The 21800-nt window shown below is 72.0% G+C and carries 21 protein-coding genes; 14 read left to right on the top strand and 7 right to left on the bottom strand.

Going from position 1 to position 21800, the window contains the following annotated elements; genetic code table 11:
• Positions 1-81 precede the first annotated feature (81 nt).
• The 12 genes from AC3ANS_RS04140 (at position 82) to AC3ANS_RS04085 (ending at position 12817) form a co-directional block, all read left to right on the top strand.
• Positions 82-1182: a glycosyltransferase family 4 protein gene (locus AC3ANS_RS04140; protein ID WP_488294899.1), complete on the top strand. Its 1101-nt coding sequence runs from the start codon at positions 82-84 to the stop codon at positions 1180-1182.
• A 92-nt stretch (positions 1183-1274) separates the two neighbouring features.
• Positions 1275-2297, top strand: a complete 1023-nt coding sequence (locus tag AC3ANS_RS04135; RefSeq protein ID WP_488294898.1) for a glycosyltransferase family 2 protein — start codon at positions 1275-1277, stop codon at positions 2295-2297.
• Between the two features lie 116 nt (positions 2298-2413).
• The gene (gene tdh / locus AC3ANS_RS04130) at positions 2414-3454 is read left to right on the top strand and encodes an L-threonine 3-dehydrogenase (RefSeq protein WP_488294897.1); all 1041 of its coding nucleotides are present in this window, start codon (positions 2414-2416) and stop codon (positions 3452-3454) included.
• A gap of 1 nt (position 3455) precedes the next feature.
• Positions 3456-4649 (top strand): glycine C-acetyltransferase, encoded by a 1194-nt coding sequence (locus AC3ANS_RS04125; protein ID WP_488294896.1) that lies wholly within the window; start codon positions 3456-3458, stop codon positions 4647-4649.
• 79 nt (positions 4650-4728) lie between these two features.
• Positions 4729-5220 (top strand): SigE family RNA polymerase sigma factor, encoded by a 492-nt coding sequence (locus AC3ANS_RS04120; protein WP_488294895.1) that lies wholly within the window; start codon positions 4729-4731, stop codon positions 5218-5220.
• Positions 5217-6221 (top strand): hypothetical protein, encoded by a 1005-nt coding sequence (locus AC3ANS_RS04115; RefSeq protein ID WP_488294894.1) that lies wholly within the window; start codon positions 5217-5219, stop codon positions 6219-6221. The genes AC3ANS_RS04120 and AC3ANS_RS04115 overlap by 4 nt, the downstream gene beginning before the upstream one ends.
• A 146-nt stretch (positions 6222-6367) precedes the next feature.
• A complete protein-coding gene (locus AC3ANS_RS04110; protein ID WP_488294893.1) occupies positions 6368-7249 on the top strand; it encodes a DUF1295 domain-containing protein in 882 nt (293 codons plus the stop codon).
• 50 nt (positions 7250-7299) lie between these two features.
• On the top strand, positions 7300-8916 hold the full coding sequence (locus tag AC3ANS_RS04105) for an SWIM zinc finger family protein (RefSeq protein ID WP_488294892.1): 1617 nt from the start codon (positions 7300-7302) through the stop codon (positions 8914-8916).
• 104 nt (positions 8917-9020) lie between these two features.
• Positions 9021-10526, top strand: a complete 1506-nt coding sequence (locus AC3ANS_RS04100; RefSeq protein WP_488294891.1) for an MFS transporter — start codon at positions 9021-9023, stop codon at positions 10524-10526.
• Positions 10523-10945, top strand: a complete 423-nt coding sequence (locus AC3ANS_RS04095; protein ID WP_488294890.1) for a DoxX family protein — start codon at positions 10523-10525, stop codon at positions 10943-10945. Before AC3ANS_RS04100 ends, AC3ANS_RS04095 begins: the two co-directional genes overlap by 4 nt.
• Positions 10946-10966: 21 nt before the next feature.
• Positions 10967-12370 carry a gamma-glutamyltransferase gene (locus tag AC3ANS_RS04090; protein ID WP_488294889.1) on the top strand — a complete coding sequence of 468 codons (1404 nt, stop codon included), beginning with the start codon at positions 10967-10969 and terminating at the stop codon, positions 12368-12370.
• Between the two features lie 75 nt (positions 12371-12445).
• A complete protein-coding gene (locus tag AC3ANS_RS04085; RefSeq protein ID WP_488294888.1) occupies positions 12446-12817 on the top strand; it encodes a hypothetical protein in 372 nt (123 codons plus the stop codon).
• Positions 12818-12854: 37 nt separating this feature from the next.
• On the opposite strand, the gene AC3ANS_RS04080 is transcribed toward AC3ANS_RS04085, so the two are convergent.
• The 3 genes from AC3ANS_RS04080 to AC3ANS_RS04070 are packed head-to-tail and all read right to left on the bottom strand — an operon-like array spanning position 12855 to position 15004.
• Positions 12855-13529, bottom strand: coding sequence for a response regulator (locus AC3ANS_RS04080; protein WP_488294887.1), 675 nt, complete (start codon positions 13527-13529; stop codon positions 12855-12857).
• Positions 13526-14599: a sensor histidine kinase gene (locus AC3ANS_RS04075; RefSeq protein WP_488294886.1), complete on the bottom strand. Its 1074-nt coding sequence runs from the start codon at positions 14597-14599 to the stop codon at positions 13526-13528. Before AC3ANS_RS04075 ends, AC3ANS_RS04080 begins: the two co-directional genes overlap by 4 nt.
• A 39-nt stretch (positions 14600-14638) precedes the next feature.
• Complete coding sequence (locus AC3ANS_RS04070; protein WP_488294885.1) at positions 14639-15004, bottom strand: hypothetical protein; 366 nt, start codon at positions 15002-15004, stop codon at positions 14639-14641.
• 310 nt (positions 15005-15314) lie between these two features.
• Here AC3ANS_RS04070 and AC3ANS_RS04065 point away from each other — a divergent pair, with 310 nt between their 5' ends.
• The gene (locus AC3ANS_RS04065; protein ID WP_488296423.1) at positions 15315-17126 is read left to right on the top strand and encodes an APC family permease; all 1812 of its coding nucleotides are present in this window, start codon (positions 15315-15317) and stop codon (positions 17124-17126) included.
• A gap of 67 nt (positions 17127-17193) precedes the next feature.
• Here the strand turns inward: AC3ANS_RS04065 and AC3ANS_RS04060 are convergent, their stop codons facing one another.
• Entirely contained in the window at positions 17194-18246 is a 1053-nt protein-coding gene (locus tag AC3ANS_RS04060; protein WP_488294884.1) for a hypothetical protein, read from the bottom strand.
• 107 nt (positions 18247-18353) lie between these two features.
• Complete coding sequence (locus tag AC3ANS_RS04055; protein WP_488294883.1) at positions 18354-19049, bottom strand: hypothetical protein; 696 nt, start codon at positions 19047-19049, stop codon at positions 18354-18356.
• A gap of 89 nt (positions 19050-19138) precedes the next feature.
• On the opposite strand from AC3ANS_RS04055, the gene AC3ANS_RS04050 reads away from it, so the two are divergent.
• Positions 19139-19339: a hypothetical protein gene (locus AC3ANS_RS04050; RefSeq protein ID WP_488294882.1), complete on the top strand. Its 201-nt coding sequence runs from the start codon at positions 19139-19141 to the stop codon at positions 19337-19339.
• A gap of 16 nt (positions 19340-19355) precedes the next feature.
• On the opposite strand, the gene AC3ANS_RS04045 is transcribed toward AC3ANS_RS04050, so the two are convergent.
• Positions 19356-19820 (bottom strand): TspO/MBR family protein, encoded by a 465-nt coding sequence (locus AC3ANS_RS04045; RefSeq protein WP_488294881.1) that lies wholly within the window; start codon positions 19818-19820, stop codon positions 19356-19358.
• Positions 19821-19837: 17 nt separating this feature from the next.
• Entirely contained in the window at positions 19838-21361 is a 1524-nt protein-coding gene (locus AC3ANS_RS04040) for a GMC oxidoreductase (RefSeq protein ID WP_488294880.1), read from the bottom strand.
• Positions 21362-21800: the final 439 nt, after the last annotated feature.

Here is a 21800-nt window from a genome sequence, read left to right as displayed (position 1 = left end):
CCCGCTCCCTCGAGGGCCGCCTGATCAACGCGGAGGTGGACAGCGGGTTACGGCAGGTGGCCGGGCGGCATACTTCGGCGCGTGACGACGTCGACGCCGCGGGTGCTGCACGTCGCCCACCAGGTGCTCCCCCACATCGGCGGCCTCGAGGCCGTGGTCGCCGCCGAGACCCACGGCCTGGTCGCGCGCGGCTGGGGAGTGGCGGTGGTGAGCAGTGCCGGCACAGTCGGACCCGGCCGGCGCACCGAGGACGGCGTGAGGACCGTGCGGGTGCGGGCGTGGAACGGGTTCGAGGAGCGTTTCGGGGTGCCGTTCCCGCTGTTCTCCCCGCGGCTGCTCCCCGCGCTGGCACGGGAGGTACGCCGGGCCGACGTCGTGCACGTCCACGACGTGCTCTACGTGTCGAGCTGGGTGGCGGCGCTGTGCTGCCTGCTGCTGCGCACGCCGTACGTCGTGCACCGCCACGTGGGGTTCGTGCACCACTCCTCGGCCCTGGTGCGGCTCGCGCAGGGGGTGGTGCTCGCGACGATGGGGCGGCTGGTGCTCGGCGGCGCACGGCGAGTGCTGCCGATCGACGCGCAGATCGCCGCGACCCTGCCCGACCCGGAGAAGGTCGTGGTGCTGGGCAACGGCGTCGACACCGAGCTCTACCACCCGGCCGACCACGCCGACCCGCGTCCCCGCCCGCGGGTGCTGTTCGTGGGGCGGTTCGTGCCCAAGAAGGGCTTCGACCTGGTTGCCGCCGCGGCCGGCGAAACCTATGACCTGGTGTTCGCCGGCGGCGAGCGGCCCCCCGGCGTGGATGACCCGCGGCTGCACTTCCTCGGCTCGGTGCCGCCCGCGCGGATGCCCGAGGTCTACCGCTCGGCCGACGCGATGGTGATCGCCTCGGTCGGCGAGTGCCCGCTGACCGTGCTCGAGGCGATGAGCAGCGGCCTGCCGGTGCTGCTGCGCGAGGACCCCGCCCTCCACTCCGCCTGGACCGCCGGTCCGGGGGTGCGGTTCGTCGACATGGAGCGCGGCGACCTGGGCGCGGAGCTGCGAGCGCTGGTGGCCGACCCCGAGGGCATGCGCCGGATGGGGGCGGAGGGCCGCGAGCACGTCCGCGGGGCGTTCTCCTGGACGGCGCACGTCGACCAGCTGGAGGCGACGTACCGGAGCGTTCTGGGCGAACGCGGCTGAAACTCATTCCTACTTCGGCGTAACCATGCTGCTGCTCCCCCGTTGGGGTGGACGTCATCGTCTCGGGGCCGACGACCATGGGGGTCGCACGCATGTCCGCACGGATGTCCCTGGCCACGCGCTACCGCATCGCGGCGATCGTGCCCTGCCACAACGAGGAGGCCGCGGTCGCCAAGGTCGTCACCGACCTGCGCGCCGCCGTGCCGGGCATGACGGTCTACGTCTACGACAACTGCAGCACCGACGCGACCGCCGACGAGGCGCTGCGTGCCGGCGCGGTCGTGTGCTCCGAGCCGCTCAAGGGCAAGGGCAACGTGGTCCGTCGCGCGTTCGCCGACATCGACGCCGATGTCTACCTGCTCATCGACGGCGACGACACCTACGACGCCGCGGCCGCGCCCGACATGATCGAGCGGCTGGTCGCCGAGAACCTCGACCAGGTGGTCGGCATCCGCCGCGGCACGGCGTACCGGACCGGTCACGAGGCCGGCAACAAGGCTCTCAACCTGATCGTCACCCGCATCTTCGGCGACTCGATGGGCGACATGCTCTCGGGCTACCGGGTCTTCTCCCGCCGGTTCGTGAAGAGCTTCCCCGCGGTGTCGCGCGAGTTCGAGATCGAGACCGAGCTGACCGTCCACTCGCTCGCGCTGCGCATCCCCTCGGCCGCGATCCCGGTCGGCTTCCGCGACCGCGCCGAGGGCTCGGAGTCCAAGCTGCGCACCTACCGCGACGGCTGGCGCATCCTCAACGTGATCCTCACCCTGACCCGCCACGAGCGGCCGATCTACTTCTTCGGGCTGCTGGCCTCGGTGCTCGCGTTCGTGTCCGGGGTGCTGGTGCTGCCGGTGATCTCGACGTACCTCGACACCGGGTTCGTGCCTCGCATGCCTACGCTCTTCGTCGCGACGTTCCTGCTGGTGATCAGCTGCCTGTCGCTGACGCTGGGGCTGATGCTCGATGGCATCCGCAAGTCCCGCCACGAGGCCAGCCGGCTCTCCTACATGCGCCACCCCGCCGTGCGCGGCACCTACGTCCGCGATCCCGAGCGCGCCCGCGAGCGCGAGCGCGACCGCCCGCGCGATCCGGCGATCCCGGTCCCCCGCGCCGGCTGATCCCTCGACGCGCCTCGGGTGGGCTGCGGGCGCTCCCCTCGGACGTCATCCGGACGGAGCAACCACTTGCTCCAGCCGCATGACGTCCCGCGCCGGCCGCGGTGCAGGATGGGCACGTGCGCGCACTGGTGAAGACAACGGCAGGCCCCGGGCTCGAGCTCATCGACGTCCCCGAGCCGGTCTGCGGTGACCGGGACGTGAAGATCCGGGTGCTGAGAGCCGGCCTGTGCGGCACCGACCTGCACCTGCTGACCTGGGACGACTGGGCCGCCTCGACGGTGAGGACGCCGATGACCATCGGCCACGAGTTCTTCGGCGAGGTCGTCGAGGTGGGCGCCGACGTCGACCACATCGAGGTCGGCGACCGGGTGTCCGGCGAGGGGCACATCGTGTGCGGGGCCTGCCGCAACTGCCGCGCCGGCCGCCGCCAGCTGTGCATCCACACGATCGGGGTCGGGGTGAACCGCGACGGCGCGTTCGCCGACTACGTGGTGATCCCCGCGACCAACGCCTGGGTCCAGCCGGCCGACCTCGACCCGGACCTGGGCGCCCTGTTCGACCCGCTCGGGAACGCCACGCACACCGCGCTCCAGTGGCCGGTGGTGGGCGAGGACGTCGTGATCACCGGCGCCGGGCCGATCGGCATCATGGCCACCGCGATCGTGCGCCACGCCGGCGCCCGGCGGATCGCGGTCACCGACCTGCGGCCCGAGCGGCTCGAGCTCGCCACGCGCGCCGGCGCCGACCTCGCCGTCGACCTGTCCCAGGGTCACGATCTCGCCTGGGCGCAGGAGCAGCTCGGCATGCTCGAGGGCTTCGACATCGGCCTGGAGATGTCCGGCGCGCCCGGGGCAGTGCGCGACATGCTGGAGAACCTCAACCACGGGGCCCGGGTCGCGATGCTGGGCCTGCCGCACTCGGCGTACGAGATCGACTGGGGGCGGGTGATCACGCACATGATCACGCTCAAGGGGATCTACGGCCGCGAGATGTTCGAGACCTGGTACCTCATGGGCTCGATGCTGGCGACCAGCCCGGCGCTGCGCGACGCCGTACAGTCCGTGATCACGTGGCGCGGCCCCGCCGAGCGCTGGGAAGAGGCGTTCGAGCACACCCGGTCCGGCACCGCCGGCAAGGCCGTCCTGGATTGGAGCTGAGATGTACGGCGACGTGAAGCAGCAGCTGGCCGACACCCTCGCGGAGATCGAGGCGGCTGGGCTCTACAAGCGCGAGCGGGAGATCACCACACCGCAGGCCGCGCACATCTCGACGACGGCCGGGGAGGCGCTGAACTTCTGCGCCAACAACTACCTCGGGTTCTCCGACCACCCCGACGTGATCGCGGCCAGCAAGGCGGCACTGGACACCTGGGGCTTCGGGATGAGCTCGGTGCGGTTCATCTGCGGCACCCAGACCCAGCACACCGAGCTGGAGCGGCGGCTCTCGGAGTTCCTGCAGACCGAGGCGACGATCCTCTACAGCTCCTGCTTCGACGCCAACGGCGGCGTCTTCGAGGTGCTGTGCGGCGAGGAGGACGCGATCGTCTCCGACGAGCTCAACCACGCCTCGATCATCGACGGCGTCCGGCTGAGCAAGGCCGCGCGCTACCGCTACAAGAACGCCGACATGGCCGACCTGCGCACCCAGCTGGTCGCCGCCCGTGAGGCGGGCGCCCGGCGGGTGCTGATCGCGACCGACGGCGTGTTCTCGATGGACGGCAGCTACGCCCCGCTCGACCAGATCTGCGACCTGGCCGACGAGTTCTCCGCGCTGGTCCTGGTCGACGACTCCCACGCCGTGGGCTTCGTGGGTCCCGGCGGCCGCGGCACCCCCGAGCTGTTCGGCGTCATGGACCGCGTCGACGTGATCACCGGGACGCTCGGCAAGGCACTCGGCGGCGCCTCGGGCGGCTACGTCGCCTCCCACCAGGAGGTGGTCGACCTGCTGCGGCAGCGCTCGCGTCCGTACCTGTTCTCCAACTCGGTCGCCCCCGGCGTCGTGGCGGGATCGCTCGAGGCGCTGCGGCTGGTGACCTCCTCCAGCGAGGCGCGCGACACCTTGCGCGACAACAGCGCGCTGTTCCGCTCGCTGATGACCGAGGCCGGCTTCGAGCTGCTGCCCGGGTCACACCCGATCACGCCGGTGATGTTCCCCGGCGAGGACGGTGCCCGGGTCGCCACGGCGATCGCCGACCACATGCTCGGCCTGGGCGTCTACGTCATCGCGTTCTCGTTCCCGGTGGTGCCGCGCGGCAAGGCGCGGATCCGGGTGCAGCTCTCGGCCGCGCACTCCGAGGCCGACGTACGCCGGTGCGTGGACGCGTTCGTCGCCGCCCGGGAGTCCGTGGGCTGACGCCCCGGGTCGGCGTCGGGCAGAAGTTCTCGGGGCAGCGTCTCAACCTTCCGGGCGCAGCCGGCCTCTCTTCGTGGTGATGGAACCCGACACCGACTTCGCCGAGTACATGGCCGCCCGCTGGGCGCCCCTGTACCGCACGGCGTACCTCCTCACCGGCGATCACCACCAGGCCGAGGACCTCCTCCAGGACGCCCTCGCCCGCACCTGCGTGCGGTGGCACTCGATCCGCGAGCGGCACGCCACCGACGCCTATGTCCGCAAGGTGATGCTCCACCAGGCCTCACGACAGTGGCGCCGGCGTGGACGCGAGACCGTCGTCGCGGAGCTGCCCGACGCCGGGCAGGGCGGTGGCCTGGACGTCCGGGCCGACCACCTCGCCCTGTGGCAGGCGATCCGGGGCCTGCCGCCCCGGATGCGGGCCACGGTGGTGCTCCGGTACATCGAGGACCTGTCGGAGCAGGAGACCGCCGACGCGCTCGGCGTCTCCCTCGGCTCGGTCAAGAGCCAGACCCACCACGCCCTCAAGCGGCTGCGTGCCGCCGTACCCGACCTGGAGCTGAAGCCATGATGCCCACCGACATCCGCGAGAGCCTGACCGAGGTCCGCGACGCCGTTCCCGTCCCGCCGGTCGACCTCGCCCGCTTCGAGGCCCGGGTCCGTCACCACCGCCGCCGGCGGCGCCTCACCCGCTCGCTCGTCGCCACGGGCGCCCTCGCCGCCGTGGCGACGGTGGCCGCCGTCGTCCCCCAGGTGGTGGCCCGCGACGAGCCGACTCCGGTCGCCTCCGCGGTGCCGGCGGCCGGCGTGCCGGTGGTCCTCGACGGTCGCGTCCAGCAGGTCGCGCCCGACGGCACGCTCACCGACACCGGACTGACCGGCACCCCCGTCGGCAGTCTCGACGGCAGGCTCGTGGTGCTCGACGGGCACCGGCTCCTCGGTGTCGGGGACACGCCGATCGACGACGTGGCCACGGCGTACGTCCACCCCGCCGGGGTGACCTACCAGACCACCGACGGGCTCATCGAGTTCGCCGGCGTCGACGGCCGCAACAGCGCCCAGGACCCCGGCTCTCTGCTGGCCGCCACCGACGCGGTCTACGTCGACCTCCGGCGCACCGGTCCGGTGATCCACGACGCCACCGGCGTCCATCCCGTCGATCTCGCCAGTGACGGCGTGGTCGTCGTGCTCGACCGCGCCGAGGCGGGCGGGCACACCGTGGTGCTCGTCCACGACGGCGGCGTCGAGGTCTACGACGCCGACGGTGAGCGCAGGGACGGCTTCCTCGGCGGCGTCACCGGTGCCCTCTCGGGCGACGGCGACACCTACGCCTACGCCCCCGACGCGGACGAGGCCGCCCAGGGGATGACTGCGGGGCTCGCGCTCTACGACACCCGGTCCGGCGACGTCAGGCGGGTGCCGCTCGCCGACCCCGCGGTCGACCTGCGGTGGTACGCCGGCGACGTGTACGTCGTCACCCAGGGGGCGGGCGACCGGACCCTGTGGCGATGCGACCGCGCGGCCTGCGACCGGGTCTTGGACGACGCGGGGAGCACGCTCGCCCTGCGGTGACGACGGGACCTGGCGGGGTGCGGCCGCCGCCGGGTCGTGTGCCTGAGAACGCTCTGTGGACCGGCCTGAGGCACACGACCCGACCGGCCTCCGCCCGACCGCTACAAAGGTCACCACCGTTGGCCGAATGCCACTACGGTCCCTCCGTGAGCAGGATCTCCGCGCTGGTGCGCGTCCTCGCGGCGTACGTCGTGGCGTTCGGTGTCGCCGCCGTCTGGCTGTACGCCGGACCGTCGACCGGCCGCCTGTGGCTGGACGGTCTGGTCGCGGACGTGCTGGCGACGGTGGTGGTGTTCGGCTTCAGCCGGGCCTACCGCAACTCGAGCTTCTACGACCCCTACTGGAGCGTGCTGCCGCCGCTGCTCGCCCTGTGGTGGTGGGCGGAGGGCGCGGCCGGTCTCGGCGAGGTGCGGGCCTGGCTGGTGCTCGGCCTGATCACGCTCTGGGCGGTGCGGCTGACGGCGAACTGGGTCGAGACGTTCACCGGCCTGGACCACGAGGACTGGCGCTACACGATGCTCAAGGAGGGCAAGGGCACCGCGGAGAGCATGGTGATCGACCTCGGCGGCATCCACCTGGTGCCGACGTTGCAGGTGTTCCTCGGCATGGTGCCGGTGTACGTCGTCCTCACCCGGCCCGGCCGCGACGCCGGGTGGCTGGACACGCTCGCGCTCGTCGTCGGGCTCGTCGCGGTCACCCTGGAGCTGGTCGCCGACCGGCAGATGCACCGCTTCTTGCGCACCCGGGAGCCCGGCCAGGTCATGGACCGCGGGCTCTGGGGCTGGACCCGGCACCCCAACTACCTCGGCGAGATCACGTTCTGGTTCGCGCTCGCGCTCTTCGGGCTGGCCGCCGACCCGTCGACCTGGTGGTGGGTGTTCGTGGGCGCGGCCGCCATGCTCGCGCTGTTCTTGGGGGTGAGCATCCCGCTGATGGAGCAGCGCAGCCTGGAGCGGCGCCCGGCGTACGGCGAGGTGGTCTCCCGGGTGCCGATGCTGGTCCCGCGGCGTCCACGCCGAGCCTCGTAGGACCGGCACTTCCGACCCTGGGACCGGTCCGGGTGCGCCATGCTGGCGGGGTGTGGATCGATCTGACCGACCTCGCCGACGAAGGCTCGCTCGTCCGTGGGGAGGACTACGCGCGCCAGGGACGCATCACGATCACCCACAGCGCTCCCGGGATCATCCACGCCCGAGCGCACGGAACCACGACGTACGACGTCGTGCTCCACGCACGCGACTGGTCCTGCACGTGCCCCATGGGTGTCAGCGGCCACTTCTGCAAGCACCTGGTGGCCACTGCGCTCGTGGCCTCGGGCGAGACTGGCGGAGCACCGGCCGACGAGCAGGATCGGAGCGATCAGGGCATCGACGGCGTGGTGTCCTGGCTCGGCACGATGGAGGACGACGAGCTGCGGCAGGTCCTGACCGAGCTGGGTCGTGACCACCCCGACGCGCTGGACGCCCTGGTGCTGGCGCGGGCACGCGAGGCCGGCGACGTCTCCGCGCTGCTGCCGCTGGTGCAGTCGCTGCGGACCCGCCGGCACCTCGACTGGCGGGCCGCCGACGACCACGGCCGCGAGGCCCACGAGGTGGCCGACGAGCTCGAGCGCTCCCTGACGCCCGCGACCGCAGCAGCGCTGGTGCCGCTGCTCGAGACCGCGATCGCCGACCTGGTCCGCGTGATCGGCAGGTCCGACGACTCCAGCGGCATTCAGGGTGGGGCCGCCAGCCGGCTTCTCGACCTGCACGTCGAGGCGGTCGCGATGGCCGCCCCGGATCCCCTTCGGCTGGCGCGCTGGATGATCAAGAACACCTTCGACGACTCGATGTTCCTCGAGGTCGACGTCGTGCGCTATGCCCCCGCCCTCGGCGAGCGCGGGCTGGCGACCTACCGCCAGGAGCTGGCGAAGCGGCTGACGGCCCACCCGGACTCGTGGAGCGGACAGGAGGCGCGCCGGCGGCTGGCGGTGCTCGACGGTGACGTCGCCACGATCGTGGAGCTCGTCGGACGTGGCCTGACCAGCGTCTTCCACTACGAGGCCCTCGTCGAGGCGCTCCTCGAGGCCGGCCACGAGGACGACGCGCTGCGGTACGCCGTCGAAGGCACTCACGCCGGCACCAGCTGGCACCAGTCGCCGAAGCTCTACGACGTGGCCGTCCGGATGCTCCGCGACCGCGGCCAGGGGCAGGAGGCACTGGGCTTGAGACGTCGCCAGCTGGAGGCACTGCCCACGGGTTCGTCGTACGCCTCTCTGCGCGAGGAGGCACTGGCGTGCCAGGTCTGGGACACCGAGCGCCTGGCTGCCCTCGACGTGCTGCTGGAGCGCAGCCCACGCGCGTGGTTGGGCGTGCTGCTCGACGAGGGCGAGACCGACCTGGCGTGGGCGGCCTCACGCGATCTGGCGCTCGACACCGCGACGGCCGTCCGCCTGGTCCGGGCGCGGGCCAAGACCCATCCCGCGGAGGTCTACGACGCCTACGTCGCCCTCATCGAGGAGAACCTGCGCGTCGCCGACCAGCGCAACTACCGCCAGGCCGTGGCCTACCTGCAGGAGCTGCGCCATGCCTGCGCGGCGGCGGGACAGCCCGACCGTCACGCCACGTTGGTCGCCGAGCTGATCGAGACCCATCGCCGGCGGCCGACCCTGGTCACCATGCTCCAGCGGCTGGCGGAGCGTGGGCCAGGTCACTGAAACCGGACGGTCGTTGACGGAATCAACCGATGGCGCCGCTGGTTGGGCATTGAGGCCCGGAGCACGACCGGGACCACCCACTCCCCCAGCTGCCAGGAGCGCCGATGGCCCCGACCGCCCACCGCACCGACTACCGCATCACGTTCCTCGTGCTCTGCCTGGGCGTCGCGTCGTTCTCGCTGCTCCAGTCGATGGTCAACCCGGTGCTGCCCACGATCGAGGCGGCCCTCGACACCGACCAGGCGACGGTGACCTGGGTGCTCACGGCGTACCTGCTCTCGGCCTCGGTGTTCACCCCGATCATCGGACGCGTCGGCGACAAGGTCGGCAAGGAGCGGATGCTCGTCGCGGCGCTCGCCGCGCTCGCCGTCGGGTCGCTGCTGGCCGCGATGGCCACCTCGATCGGGGTGCTGATCGTCGCCCGCGTCATCCAAGGCATCGGCGGCGGCGTGCTCCCCCTGACGTTCGGGATCATCCGCGACGAGTTCCCCCGCGACAAGGTCGCGGGCGCGGTCGGTACGGCGGCCGCGCTGCTCGCGGTCGGCGGCGGCGTCGGCCTGGTGATCGCCGGTCCGGTCGTCGACGCGCTGAGCTACCACTGGCTGTTCTGGATCCCGATGGTGATGACCATCGTCGCGACCGTCGCCACCGCGTTCTACATCCCCGAGTCCCCCGAGCGAGCGCCGGGCAAGATCAATGTCGGCACCGCGCTGCTGCTCTCCGCGTGGCTGGTCGCGCTGCTGCTCGGCGTGAGCCAGGGCCACACCTGGGGCTGGTCGTCCGGCCGCGTGATCGGGCTGTTCGTGGCCGCCGCCGTGCTGCTGCCGACCTGGGTGGTCGCGGAGTCGCGCAGCGCCGACCCGCTGGTCGACATGCGGATGATGCGCATCCCCACGGTGTGGACGGTCAACCTGGTGGCGCTGCTGTTCGGCGCCGGCATGTACTCGATGTTCGCGTTCCTGCCGCAGTTCCTGCAGACCCCCGAGGCCGCCGGCTACGGCTTCGGCGCCAGCGTCACCGAGTCCGGCCTGCTGCTGCTGCCGCAGACCGTGGCGTCATTCGTCGCCGGTGTGCTCGCCGGTCGCCTCGCCCACCGCTTCGGCTCCAAGCTGCTGCTGGTCGTCGGCGCCACGCTCACCGCGCTCGGCACCCTCGGGCTCACGCTCGCCCATGGGTCGATCGCGCTGGTGCTCGTCGAGACGACCGTGCTGGGCCTGGCCTTCGGCCTGGCGTTCGCGGCGATGTCCAACCTCGTGGTCGACGCGGTCCCGCAGTCCCAGACCGGCGTCGCCAGCGGCATGAACACCAACATCCGCACGGTCGGCGGCGCGATCGGCTCCGCGGTGCTCGCCACGGTGGTCACGTCCAACGCCCAGCCCAGTGGGCTGCCGGTCGAGGCGGGCTACACCCACGGCTTCGGCGTCCTGGTCGGCACGTCGGCACTGGCGGCCGTCGTCGCCCTGTTCATCCCGGTCGTCCGCGCCGCCACCCACGTGGTGCCCGGACCGCAGGCCGAGGCGGAGGCCGAGGAGCGCGAGCATCACCCGACCGGTGACCTCGCGGCCGATCAGCACCCGGTCGAGCAGCACCCGGCTAGCGTCGAGGCATGAGCCTGCTCAGCGCGCCGCCGACCTCGCGTCCTCGGTCCCTGGCCCGCGTCGGGCTCGGCCTGGTGCTGCTGTTCGCGGGCACCAGCCACCTGACGTTCGCGCGCGAGGACTTCACGGCCCAGGTGCCCGACTGGTTCCCGGTCGATGACGACCCGGTCGTGCTCGTCTCGGGCCTCGTCGAGCTCACCCTCGGCGCCGCGCTCGTCGCCTGGGCGCGCGGCCGGGTGGGTGTGGGCCTGGTGGTCGCGGCGTTCTTCGTGGCGATCTTCCCCGGCAACATCGCCCAGTGGGCCGAGCACCGGGACGCCTTCGGCCTGGACACCGACGCCAAGCGGTTCGGCCGCCTGTTCTTCCAGCCGGTGCTGGTCGCCTGGGCGCTGTGGGCCACCGGCGCCTGGCGAGACCGGCCGCGCCGCTGAGCGCTGGGTAGCCTCCGAAGCATGCCCGACGTCGCGATCGCAGCCCCCAACGACGCGGCCGCCGACGCCGGCGAGCAGGTCGCGCTGGCCGGCGGCAACGCGGTCGACGCCGCGCTCGCGGCCTCGCTGGTCACGATGGTCAACGAGGTCGGACTGGTCTCGCTGAGCTCGGGCGGGTTCGTGACCGTGCAGCCGCCGGGCGCCCCGGCGTACACCGCCGACGGCTGGATGGACATGCCCGGCCGGGGGCGCGCGCTCGGGGGCGGCACCTGGGACGTGCACACGGAGTACGGCGGGGGCGTCGACATCACCATCGGACCCGGTTCGGTCGCGGCGCACGGGTCGGTGGCGGCGTTCGAGGAGGTGCACCGCCGTGACGGGCGGGTGCCGTGGCGCGAGGTGGTCGCACCGGCTCTGGAGGTCGCTCGGCGTGGGTTCCGGCTGAGCGCGGCGTCGCGCTACTACCTGGAGTACGTCCACGACTCGATCTTCGGCTGGGACGAGGCCAGCCGGGCGGCGGTCCACGACGACCAGGGCGAGGTGACCACGGGTCTCGTCGTGCTCCCCGACCTGGCCCGATCCCTCGAGCTGATCGCCGCGGAGGGTGCGGCGGTCCTGCACACCGGCGAGCTCGGCCGGCTGATCGCCGCCGACGTGCTCGACCGCGGCGGGATCCTCGGCCCGGACGACCTGGCGGCGTACCTTCCCGTCGTCCACCGCTCGCTGACCACCCAGGTGGGTCCCTGGACGCTGGCGACCACCCCGGCGCCGTCGATCGGCGGGGCGAGCGTGGCCGAGATGCTGCGCCTGCTCGGCGGCCGCCCCCATGGCGCCTGGACCGACGACGACGTCGACCTGCTCGTCGAGGTGCAGCGCGAGGTCCTGGGGCGTGGGCCCGGCGCACTGCTCGAGTCGGGATCCACGGCGCACTGCTCGGCCACCGACAGCGAGGGCCGGGCGTGCGCGGTCACGGTCTCGTCGGGCTACTTCTCCGGCATGATCGCCCGGGGCACGGGCATCTGGCTCAACAACACCCTCGGCGAGCAGGAGCTCAACCTCGGCGGTCTGCACGCCCTGACCCCCGGCACACGACTGCTGTCGAACATGGCCCCGACCGTGGGGCGTCGTGCCGACGGCCCGGTCCTCGCGATCGGCTCGCCGGGGGCGGGCCGGATCGCCACTGCTGTCGCGCAGGTGCTCGCGGGGTTCGCAGGCGGCCTGGGCCTGCAGGAGGCGGTGCACCACCCTCGCGTCCACGTCCACCACGCCGGCCGGCCGGACGAGGTGGTCAAGCGCGAGGCCGACGAGGGCCTGTCGATGTACTACGGCGGGGTCGGCGCCACCCTGGTCCACCCCGACGGCCACCTGGTCGCCGCCGCCGACCCGCGGCGGGAGGGCGCCGTCCGCCTGGTCCGGGTGACCTGACGCACATCCGCTCAACCGGGCGTCTCGAAGTGCCGATGAAGAGGACGTAACGGAGCGGAAGGATCAGGCACCATCATGAGGCACAAGGTCGAGGCGATCGAACGACGTCTCGCAGCGATCTCGGCGGTCGGCGCATCGACAGGGACCACCATCGGGTCGGATGCCCAGGACGCCTACCGCGCTGCGATCAAGGGACTCAAGGACGCCCAGAAGAAGCTCACCACCGACCTCGCGGCCAAGGCCGCCGACGACGTCCTGGTCGCGGACCGGGTCGCCGTCCAGGTCGCCCAGTCGGAGGTTGCCACCGCCATCTCGGCGCTGACCCGCGAGAACGAGCAGTACTCCGTGGCCAGCGACGACTCCTCGTCCACCACGTCCACCGGCCCGGCCGCGCGGACCGCCCCGCGTGCCGCTGCCGCCGCGCGCGCCTTCGACGTCTACACCTGAGGCGGGACACCGGCCCCGAGGCCCACCGACCGTCGGGTCAGGGCTGGAACCGGTAGCCCATCCCCGGCTCCGTGAGGATGAAGCGGGGTCGAGCCGGATCGGGCTCGAGCTTGCGACGCAGCTGTGCGACGTACAGCCTGAGGTTGCCCTGGGCGCTCTCGTAGCCGGGGCCCCACACCTGGGTGAGCAGGAAGCGCTGGCTGAGCAGCCTGCCCGAGTGCTGCACGAGCACGCTCAGCAGATGCCACTCGGTGGGCGTCAGCCGCACTTCCTGGCCCTGGCGGGTCACCCGCGTGGCATCGAGGTCGATCACCAGGTCGCCGGCCACGAGCGTGGCGGTCGGCTCGGTCGGCGCGTGCCGCCTCAGCATGGCCCGCAACCGCGCCGAGAGCTCGTCCATGCCGAACGGCTTCGTCACGTAGTCGTCGGCACCCGCGTCGAGGGCATCGACCTTGTCGGTGCTGTCGGCACGGCCGGACAGGACCAGGATGGGTACGTCGCTCCGCTCGCGCAGCGCAGCGATGACGTCGACGCCGTCGCGGTCAGGAAGGCCGAGGTCCAAGATCACGACGTCGGGTGCCTCGGCGGCGGCTCGGTCGAGCGCCTCGGCCCCGTCCCCGGCCGTGCAGACCTCGTAGCCGCGAGCCCGGAGGTTGATGGCGAGTGCCCGGACGATCTGCGGCTCGTCGTCGACGACGAGGACGCGGCTCACGGTGCCACTCGTTCGATCGTCGGCGAAGCGCCCGCCGCCGGCAGCGAGATCACCATGGTGGCTCCGCCACCAGGCGTCTGCTCGAGCGTCAGGGTCCCGGCCATCGCCTCGACCAGACCTCGCGAGACCGCGAGCCCGAGTCCGAGCCCGGCCGTGCCGGAGTCGCCCAGCCGCTGGAACGGGACGAAGACCCGCTCGCGGTCGGGCTCCGCGATCCCCGGACCGCGATCGACGACACACATCCGCACGTGGCCGTCGGCGATCGTGGCGGTCAGGAGCGGCGGGTCGGAGGCGTAGCGCTGCGCGTTGGCGACCAGGTTGACGATCACCCGCTCCAGCAGCCCCGGGTCGACCATGACGTCGGGGAGCAGCTCGGGCAGGTCGAGCACGACGCCCCGGGGCTCGACACCGAGGTCGTCGAGCGCCCGGCTGATCACGTCCTCGACGGCGACGGGGTGGGTCCGCACCGGGAGGGCGCCGGCCTGCAGCCGGCTCAGGTCGAGCAGGTTCTCGATGAGCCTGGTGAGCCGGTCGAGCGCGTCGTCGGCGGTCTCGAGCAGCTCCTGGCGATCGCTATCGGTGATCGCGACCTCACGACTGCGAAGGCCCGACACGACGGCCTTCGCGGTGGCCAACGGGCTACGCAGATCGTGCCCGACCGCCGCGAGGAGCGCGGTGCGCAACCGGTTGCCCGCTTCGAGCTCGGCCGCCTCACGAACGGCGGAGGACCGACGCGCGGCCAGGTCGACGACCCAGCTGACCATCAGCGCGACCAGGCCGAACACGATCACGGAGACGACGTCGCTCGCTTCATGGATCCGCAGCGTCTCGTAGGGCTGGGTGAAGAGGAAGTTCAGGGACGCGGCTCCGAGGACACCCGCCACCAGCGCCGGCCACAGCCCGCCGAGGAGGGCGGTGCCGACCACCAGCAGCAGGAAGAGCATCGCATCGCTGGCCAGGTCCAGGCGATCGCGCACCGGCAGGAGCACCACCGCGAGCGCCAGGGTGCCGAGCACGGCGAGTGCGTGACCCGCCGCCCGACGCCGCACGCTCAAACCGACCGGGTCCATCGCTCTCCTGCCGTCAGCACTCGCTGGTCACCCCATTCTTCACTCAGACCCGAGGATGCGGACCCCTGGGAGCGACAGGTGCTCGCGTCGGGCGCCGAGGCCACTGGCGAGGAGGCCGGCCGCCACGAACGCCGCGAGGCGGGCCAGGTCCAGCGGCGCGAACGTGAGCAGGCCCAGGGCGTGCACGGCGAAGCCCGTCGCGAAGGCCCAGCCGGCGATGCTGAGACCCAGTGCGTGCACCCGGTCCAGCGCCACGGCGAGCCCCGCCGTCGCGGCGAGGAGAAGCCCGACGCCGTACGCCGTCGGCAGGCTCGCCATGACCAAGCCACCGGTGAGGAGGAACTGCACGCCCGCCCCGATGCCGAAGCGGACTGCCACGTCGTCGGTGATGGCCGGTTCCGTCATGGGGACCACTCAAGCCGACGTCGCCGGCCGCACGAAGCTCCCTGACAAGATCCTGACAGGGAGCCTTTCGATCACCGCATCGACGGTGACCAACCAGCCTGTTAGGGAGTCGTTAGGGCAGGCTCCGTCGACCCTGCTCAGGGGTTGGATGGGAGGAGTGCGCGTCGATCTGCAGACTCGGGACTCCCTGGACCTGACCTCGAGCAGGTTCCACGACTGGTTCTTCCACCGAGCCGACGACGTCAGCACCTATCCCGGTCCGCATGCTGCTCCTCCCACGGAGGAGAAGACGCAGTCCTGGTGGAAGGTCATGTGCCTGACCGGGGTCGACTACTTCTCCACCCTCGGCTACCAGCCCGGCATCGCGTTCGTGGCTGCGGGGCTGCTCAGCCCGTTGGCCACCGCGGTGCTGGTCCTGCTCACGCTGTTCGGCGCCTTGCCGGTCTACCGGCGGGTGGCCGCCGAGAGCCCCCACGGCCAGGGGTCGATCGCCATGCTGGAGCGCCTCCTGCCGTTCTGGCGGGGGAAGCTCTTCGTGCTCGTGCTCCTCGGGTTCGCGCTGACCGACTTCATCATCACGATCACGCTCTCCGCCGCCGACGCGAGCGCCCACCTCGTGGAGAACCCCCATGTGCCGGACGTCCTCCACGGACAGCAGGTGGGCATCACCCTGGCGCTGATCGCCCTGCTCGGCGCGGTGTTCCTCAAGGGGTTCACCGAGGCCGTCGGCGTCGCGGTCGCCCTGGTGATCGCCTACCTGGGCCTGAACGCGGTCGTGATCGCGGTCGCCGCCGCTCACGTCGCCGGGGATGCCCAGGCCATGACCGACTGGACGCACGGGATGACGGTCGAGCACGGCAACGTCGCGATGATGATCGCGGTCTCGCTGACGCTCTTCCCCAAGCTCGCCCTCGGCATGTCGGGCTTCGAGACCGGCGTCGCCCTGATGAGCCACGTCGAGGGTGACGAGTCGGACCAACGTGACCACCCGGCCAAGCGAATCCGCAACACCCGCAAGCTGCTGACGACCGCGGCCTGCATCATGAGCGTCTACCTGATCGCCTCCAGCCTGGTCACCACCCTGCTGATCCCGGCCGCCGAGTTCGAGGACGGAGGATCAGCGAACGGCCGAGCACTCGCCTACCTGGCGCACCGCTACCTCGGCAACGGCTTCGGGACGGTCTACGACACCTCGACCATCCTGATCCTGTGGTTCGCCGGCGCCTCCGCCATGGCCGGCATGCTCAACCTCATCCCGCGATACCTGCCGCGCTACGGCATGTCACCGGAGTGGGCGGGCGCCGTACGCCCGCTGGTCCTCGTGCTCACCGGGACCGCGTTCCTGATCACCTGGATCTTCCAGGCCGACGTCAACGCCCAGGGTGGCGCCTACGCCACCGGCGTGCTGGTGCTGATGACCTCCGCGGCGGTCGCCGTCACCCTCGCGGCCCGGCGAGCGGGCCAACGCAAGCTGACCCTGGCCTACGGACTCATCGGCGCCGTCTTGGCCTACACCACTCTCGACAACGTCCGCGAACGCCCCGACGGGGTCAAGATCGGGGCCTGCTTCATCGCGGCCATCATCGCGCTCTCGATCCTGTCGCGGATCCGACGAGCCTTCGAGCTGCGGGCCACCGCGATCACGTACGACGCCCGGGCCGAGTCGTTCCTGCGCGACTGCGCCCGGCGGTCCATCAGGCTCGTCGCCAACGAACCCGACGACCGTGACGTCGCCGAGTACCGCGACAAGGTGCGCGAGATCATCGACGACCACGACCTCACCAACGCCGGCGACATCATCTTCGTCGAGGTCCAGCTCGGCGACTACTCCGACTTCGAGAGCCGGATCGAGGTCCACGGCGAGGTCCTGCACGACGAGTACCGGGTCCTCACCGTCACGGGGTCCTCGATCCCCAACGCCCTGGCCGCACTCCTCCTCGACATCCGCGACCGCACCGGGGTCCGTCCGCACATCTACTTCGAGTGGACCGAGGGCAACCCCGGCACCCACCTCCTCAGGTTCCTGCTCTTCGGCGTCGGCGAGGTCGCGCCCGTCACCCGCGAGGTCCTGCGTCGTGCCGAGCCCGACCGGGCCCGCCGGCCCCACATCCACGCCGGCTAGTGCCGCGAACCGGAAGTCGACCGGTCGGCGTCAGGGTGGGTGCCTCGCCAGGCGCCGGAGGCACCCGTCAGGACGTGTAGGGCACCCGCTCCCAGCTCAGCGGCGACGAGTCGTCATCACCCACGGTCACCCGCAGGTAGTCCACGTTGTTGGACGAGCCGTCGACGGTGACCCGGGTGAGGTTGTCGGCGGAGCCGCGCACGGCGTACGTCGTCAGCCACGGCGACCCGGTCGCGAGCGGCTGGTCGGCGGTGTAGACGTGGCTGTCGCCGTCGAAGAGGTAGACGGGCCCACGGAAGTGCGAGGCCTCGTCGACCAGCGCCTGCACCCAGGGCTGGAAGGCGCCGATGTCGCTCCAGGTCGGGGTGTACGTCGGGTCGAACATGTCGGCCTGCTGGAGGACGACGACACCCCGGGAGTGCTCGTGGGCGGCCAGCCGGAAGGCCGCGTGCAGGGCTTCGATGTCGGCGCGGGTGCGGTCGGCCACGGCCCGCTGCTGCTCGGGGGTCGGCTCGGTGTTGCCCAGCCCCGACCAGGGCTGCAGGCCGTTGTCGCTGCCGGTGACGTTCGCGGCCACGAACGTGAGGCCCGCCTGGTCGTAGACGACGTTCTCGGGGTAGCCGCGACGGTCCTGCGAGGCCACCCGCATCGGGTGCCGGCCCAGCGTGCGGCCGGGGTGGCCGAAGAACACCTCGCGGACGGCGTCGAGCCGCTCGAGAGGGTCGTAGGCGCCGTTGTTGGCCCGGTGGCAGTCGGTCCACTCGTTGTCGCCCGGGGTGTAGACCAGCGGGTCCTCGAAGGTGTCGAAGTCGGCGCGGATCGAGGCGAAGTACTCGTCGCTGCACACGCTCGAGCCGTTCTTGATGTCACCGACGTGGACGACCGAGCGGACGGCCGGGTCCTGGTTGATCTGCTGGATCCAGCCGGGGAACGCCGCGATCTGGTCCGCGCCGTACGGTACGTCGCCGATCACCGCGAACGCGTAGCCCGCCTCGTCGTCACCGTGGTCACCGCCGTGACCGGCCCCGTGGGCGAAGCCCGGGGCGGCACCGGCCGCGGCGATCAGCGCGGTCGCGACCACGAGCGAGAGCGGGACGGCGAGACGACGAGCTGAGCGCATGACACTCCTCCGAGAGCGGAACGACGACGCCGGCCAGCCTGGCCCGTCCGGGTGAACCCTGGGCGTCGTACGCGCGTCGGGCCGGTCAAGACCCGGGTCCGCGGCGCCTACCAGAGCGGGCCGTCGTTGATGAAGGCCAGCATCTCCCGCACCCGCTCGTGGTCGCCGGCCTCGAGGGCGGCGGCCAGCTCGGGGTCGCGGCCCGCCAGCGACTGGACATAGGCGAGGAACTCGGGCGAGTCGAGGCCGACCTCGCGCCAGTAGGGGTCGTCGGCGGCCCAGTAGCTGGTCTCGACCGGGGGGAAGTGCTGGACCCGGTCGAGCTCGAAGTCGATCGCGGTGTGCGCCTCGCGCGTGCGCTGCTCGGGCACGGCCAGCCACACCAGCTCGCCTCGTCCGGCGCTCAGGTCGGGCGCCAGTGCCGCGAGGACCTGCTCGGGCCCGACGCCCGCAGCCCACACCGTGGACAGCAGACCCTGCATCCCCTCGCTCCAGTTGGCGCCGCGCTCGCGCCACCCGTCACCCAGCCTCCGGGCCTCGTCGAGGTCACCGTGGACGGCGACCGAGGTGAGCACCACGGGAGCCGGCTCGACGACGTCGACGACCTGGAGGAACTCGTCGCCGTTGAGCTCGGCACGCACCACGTCGCCGACCGCGAGCGGGACGTAGAAGGAGTTGTTCTGCAGGGCGTAGGTGCCGCCGCCGTCATGGGCGCGGACCGGCCGGGCCCACAGGCTCTCACCCGCGACGAGCCCGAGCCCGGCGCGGTAGCGCACGCTGACCTTGACGCGGTCGTCGTCCATGGGCCCAGCCTGCCCCCGATCGCCGACAACCGCACGCCGGGTCCTGCGACCCTGTGCACCACCGCCCGGCACCACTAACGTCGAGCGGCATGGGTGGCAGCAACGGGTCGGCCAGCAACGGAGCCAGCAACGGAGCCAGCGGCGCGATCTACGGGATCGGCATCTTCGGCGCCTGGGTGTGGTTCTGGCAGCAGGCCGATGGGTTCTGGTGGCACGTCCTCGCGATCCCAGAAGGTCTGGTCTGGCCGGCGTTCCTCGTCTACCACGGCCTCGACCGTCTCGCCGGCTGAGCCGAGGCCGCCCAGCTCAGCGGTTGCGGCGCCAGATCGAGGCGTTGAGCGCGGTCGCGAACGCCGTCCAGGCGACGTACGGCGCGAGCGCGGCCGCCCCGGCGCGGTCGTGCCGCGCGGCCTCGCGCAGCAGCGCGAGGTTGAGCGCGTCGAGGCCCGCGATCACGACCAGGCCGCCCGCGGGCGAGCGGCCGCGGAAGAACATCCAGCACCAGCCGGCGTTCGCGGCGAGGTCGGCCGCCGTCAGCGCGAGCATCCGGCTGCCGCCGTCCTCGGACCGCGCGGCTCCGTCGAGCGCGCGACCGGTCCCCCACGCGATCAGCCCGTAGAGCGGGGTCCACACCACTGGGAACGCCGCGCCCGGTGGCTGCCAGGCGGGCTTGTCGATCGAGCGGTACCACTCGCTGTCGGGCGTGGTGCCGAGAAAGCCGACGCCGGCGGCGGCCACTGTCAGGGCACTGGTCACGAGGCGAGGGCGCATACGACCAGCATGCCCTCTCAGGTGAGCACGTCGAGGTCCTGGCGCAGCACGACGTCCATGGAGTACTCCGCCAGCGCCGCGATCGTCATCGAGGGGTTGCAGGCCGCGCAGGAACCGGCGATCCGCGAGCCGTCCATGACGTAGAGCCCGCGCTGCCCCAGCACCCGGCCCGCGTCGTCGACGGTCGAGCCGAACGGCATGCCGCCGACCGCATGGAACGTGGTGTTGTCCAGGAGGTTCGCGTCGAGGTTGACGTGGAACGGCGTGTCGCTGGTGATCCGCTCGACGGCCGCGTCGAGCACTGGCTTGGTGTCCAGCTCGTTCGTCCGGTCCCAGACCGGGAACGCGTCGTCGCGCAGGGCGTCGTACTGCCACCGCCCGGTCTCGGTGGTCACCATGAACCCGGCGATCGTGTAGGTGTTGACGTCGATCGGGATCGGGATCGGGCCGGTGGTCATCGTCAGCGCCCGGGCCGGGTCGGACCAGTCGCGAGCGCCCATGGCGACCGGGCCGGCCTGGTAGGCGCCCGGGCTGTCCTGGGTCGTGACCGCGGCGTAGACCCGCTCACCGTTCGTGCCCCAGCCGGTGCCGACCCCGTCGGGCAGGTCGGGGATCGTGCCCTTGTCACGGGCCTTGACCATCAGCCGGGTGGTGCCGGGCGACCCGGCGCCGAGGAACAGCGCTCGGGTGGTGATCCGCTTGCGCTCGAGCACCTTCCCGCCTGTCGAGATCCGCTCACACTCGATCAGCCACTCCCCCGCCGGCGTACGCGAGATGTCGGCGACCCGGTGCAACGGCGCGACCTGCACGTTGCCGGTCGCCTCGGCCTGCGCGAGATAGGTGACGTCGACCGACCAGCGGCCGCCGTTGTTGCAGCCGAACGTCATGTCGCCAGTGATGTACGACGGGGGCAGCTCGCCCCGCAGCTCGCGGCGGACGACGTCCCAGTCGGTCGGCGAGTCGATCCGGAACGTGTCGAACCCGGCCTGGCGTCCGCGCTCCTCGAAGATCCGCGGAGCGGCGTACCGGGGGTCGGCCAGGATGTCGTCGGGGATCGGCGACACGTGCAGGTCCCGCGCGACCCGGCGGTAGTGGTCGCGGTCGAGCAGGTCGTAGTCGATCGAGCTCGAGATCGTGATCGCGAACGACTCGCGCTGCGGCTGCACGGTCATGCCGTGGTAGCTGATCGAGCCACCGCCCACGGCAGCGACGCACATGACGTCGACGCCGACACCGCGGACCCGCTCGATCAGCCCGGTGTAGGGGATGAACGCGTTGGGGCTGGTCGGCGGCACCGGCATCGTCGGCACCGCGGAGAGCCACGACGACCGGTGGTCGTTGTTCGTGAGCGTGGGGAACGTGTCGGAGCCCGGCCCGGTCGGCCAGCGCATCCCACGCTCGAGCACGAGCGCCTTGATCCCGGCCCGGCCCAGACGCCGGGCGGTGACGCCACCGCCGAAGCCCGACCCGATCACGACCGCCTGCCGACGCTCCTCGGTGACCGGCACGGAGAAGATCGCGGCCCGTGCCGGTCCGGCCACCCCTACCGCAGTGGCACCGGCGGCCGCCGCTCCCAGGAACCCTCGTCTCGACAGCGAACCCATGCGCGCGCGACCTCCGGTCGTCTCGGCCCGATCCTTGACGGGCACGAACTAAACCAGGTGCCGAAACCCTTCAGTAGAGCGGGATCAGCATGCGGACGGGCACCGTCACGCACAGGCGTCCCGCAGCCGCTGGTGGACCGCCGGCGAGGCGCAGCACCACCGCGGTCGCTACGTCGTCATCGGCCGGGCTCGCGGCAAGCTTTTACTCGGTGGCACCGGCGATGTACATGCCCCGTCGACACCACGTGGGCCGACGTCCGCATCCCCCGCCGAGGCCACTGCGGCCGGTCCGCCCGAGTCATTGACTTGACTGCGCCGCGACGAGAGCGTGTACACGAAGTTTCTCCATCTCGGGGGAGAGCACCGATGGCGGGGC

It is taken from the genome of Nocardia sp. 149-1B (assembly GCF_057747975.1).
The sequence above is the reverse complement of the archived record's forward strand: the minus strand, read 5'-3'. Positions and strand labels throughout refer to the sequence as shown.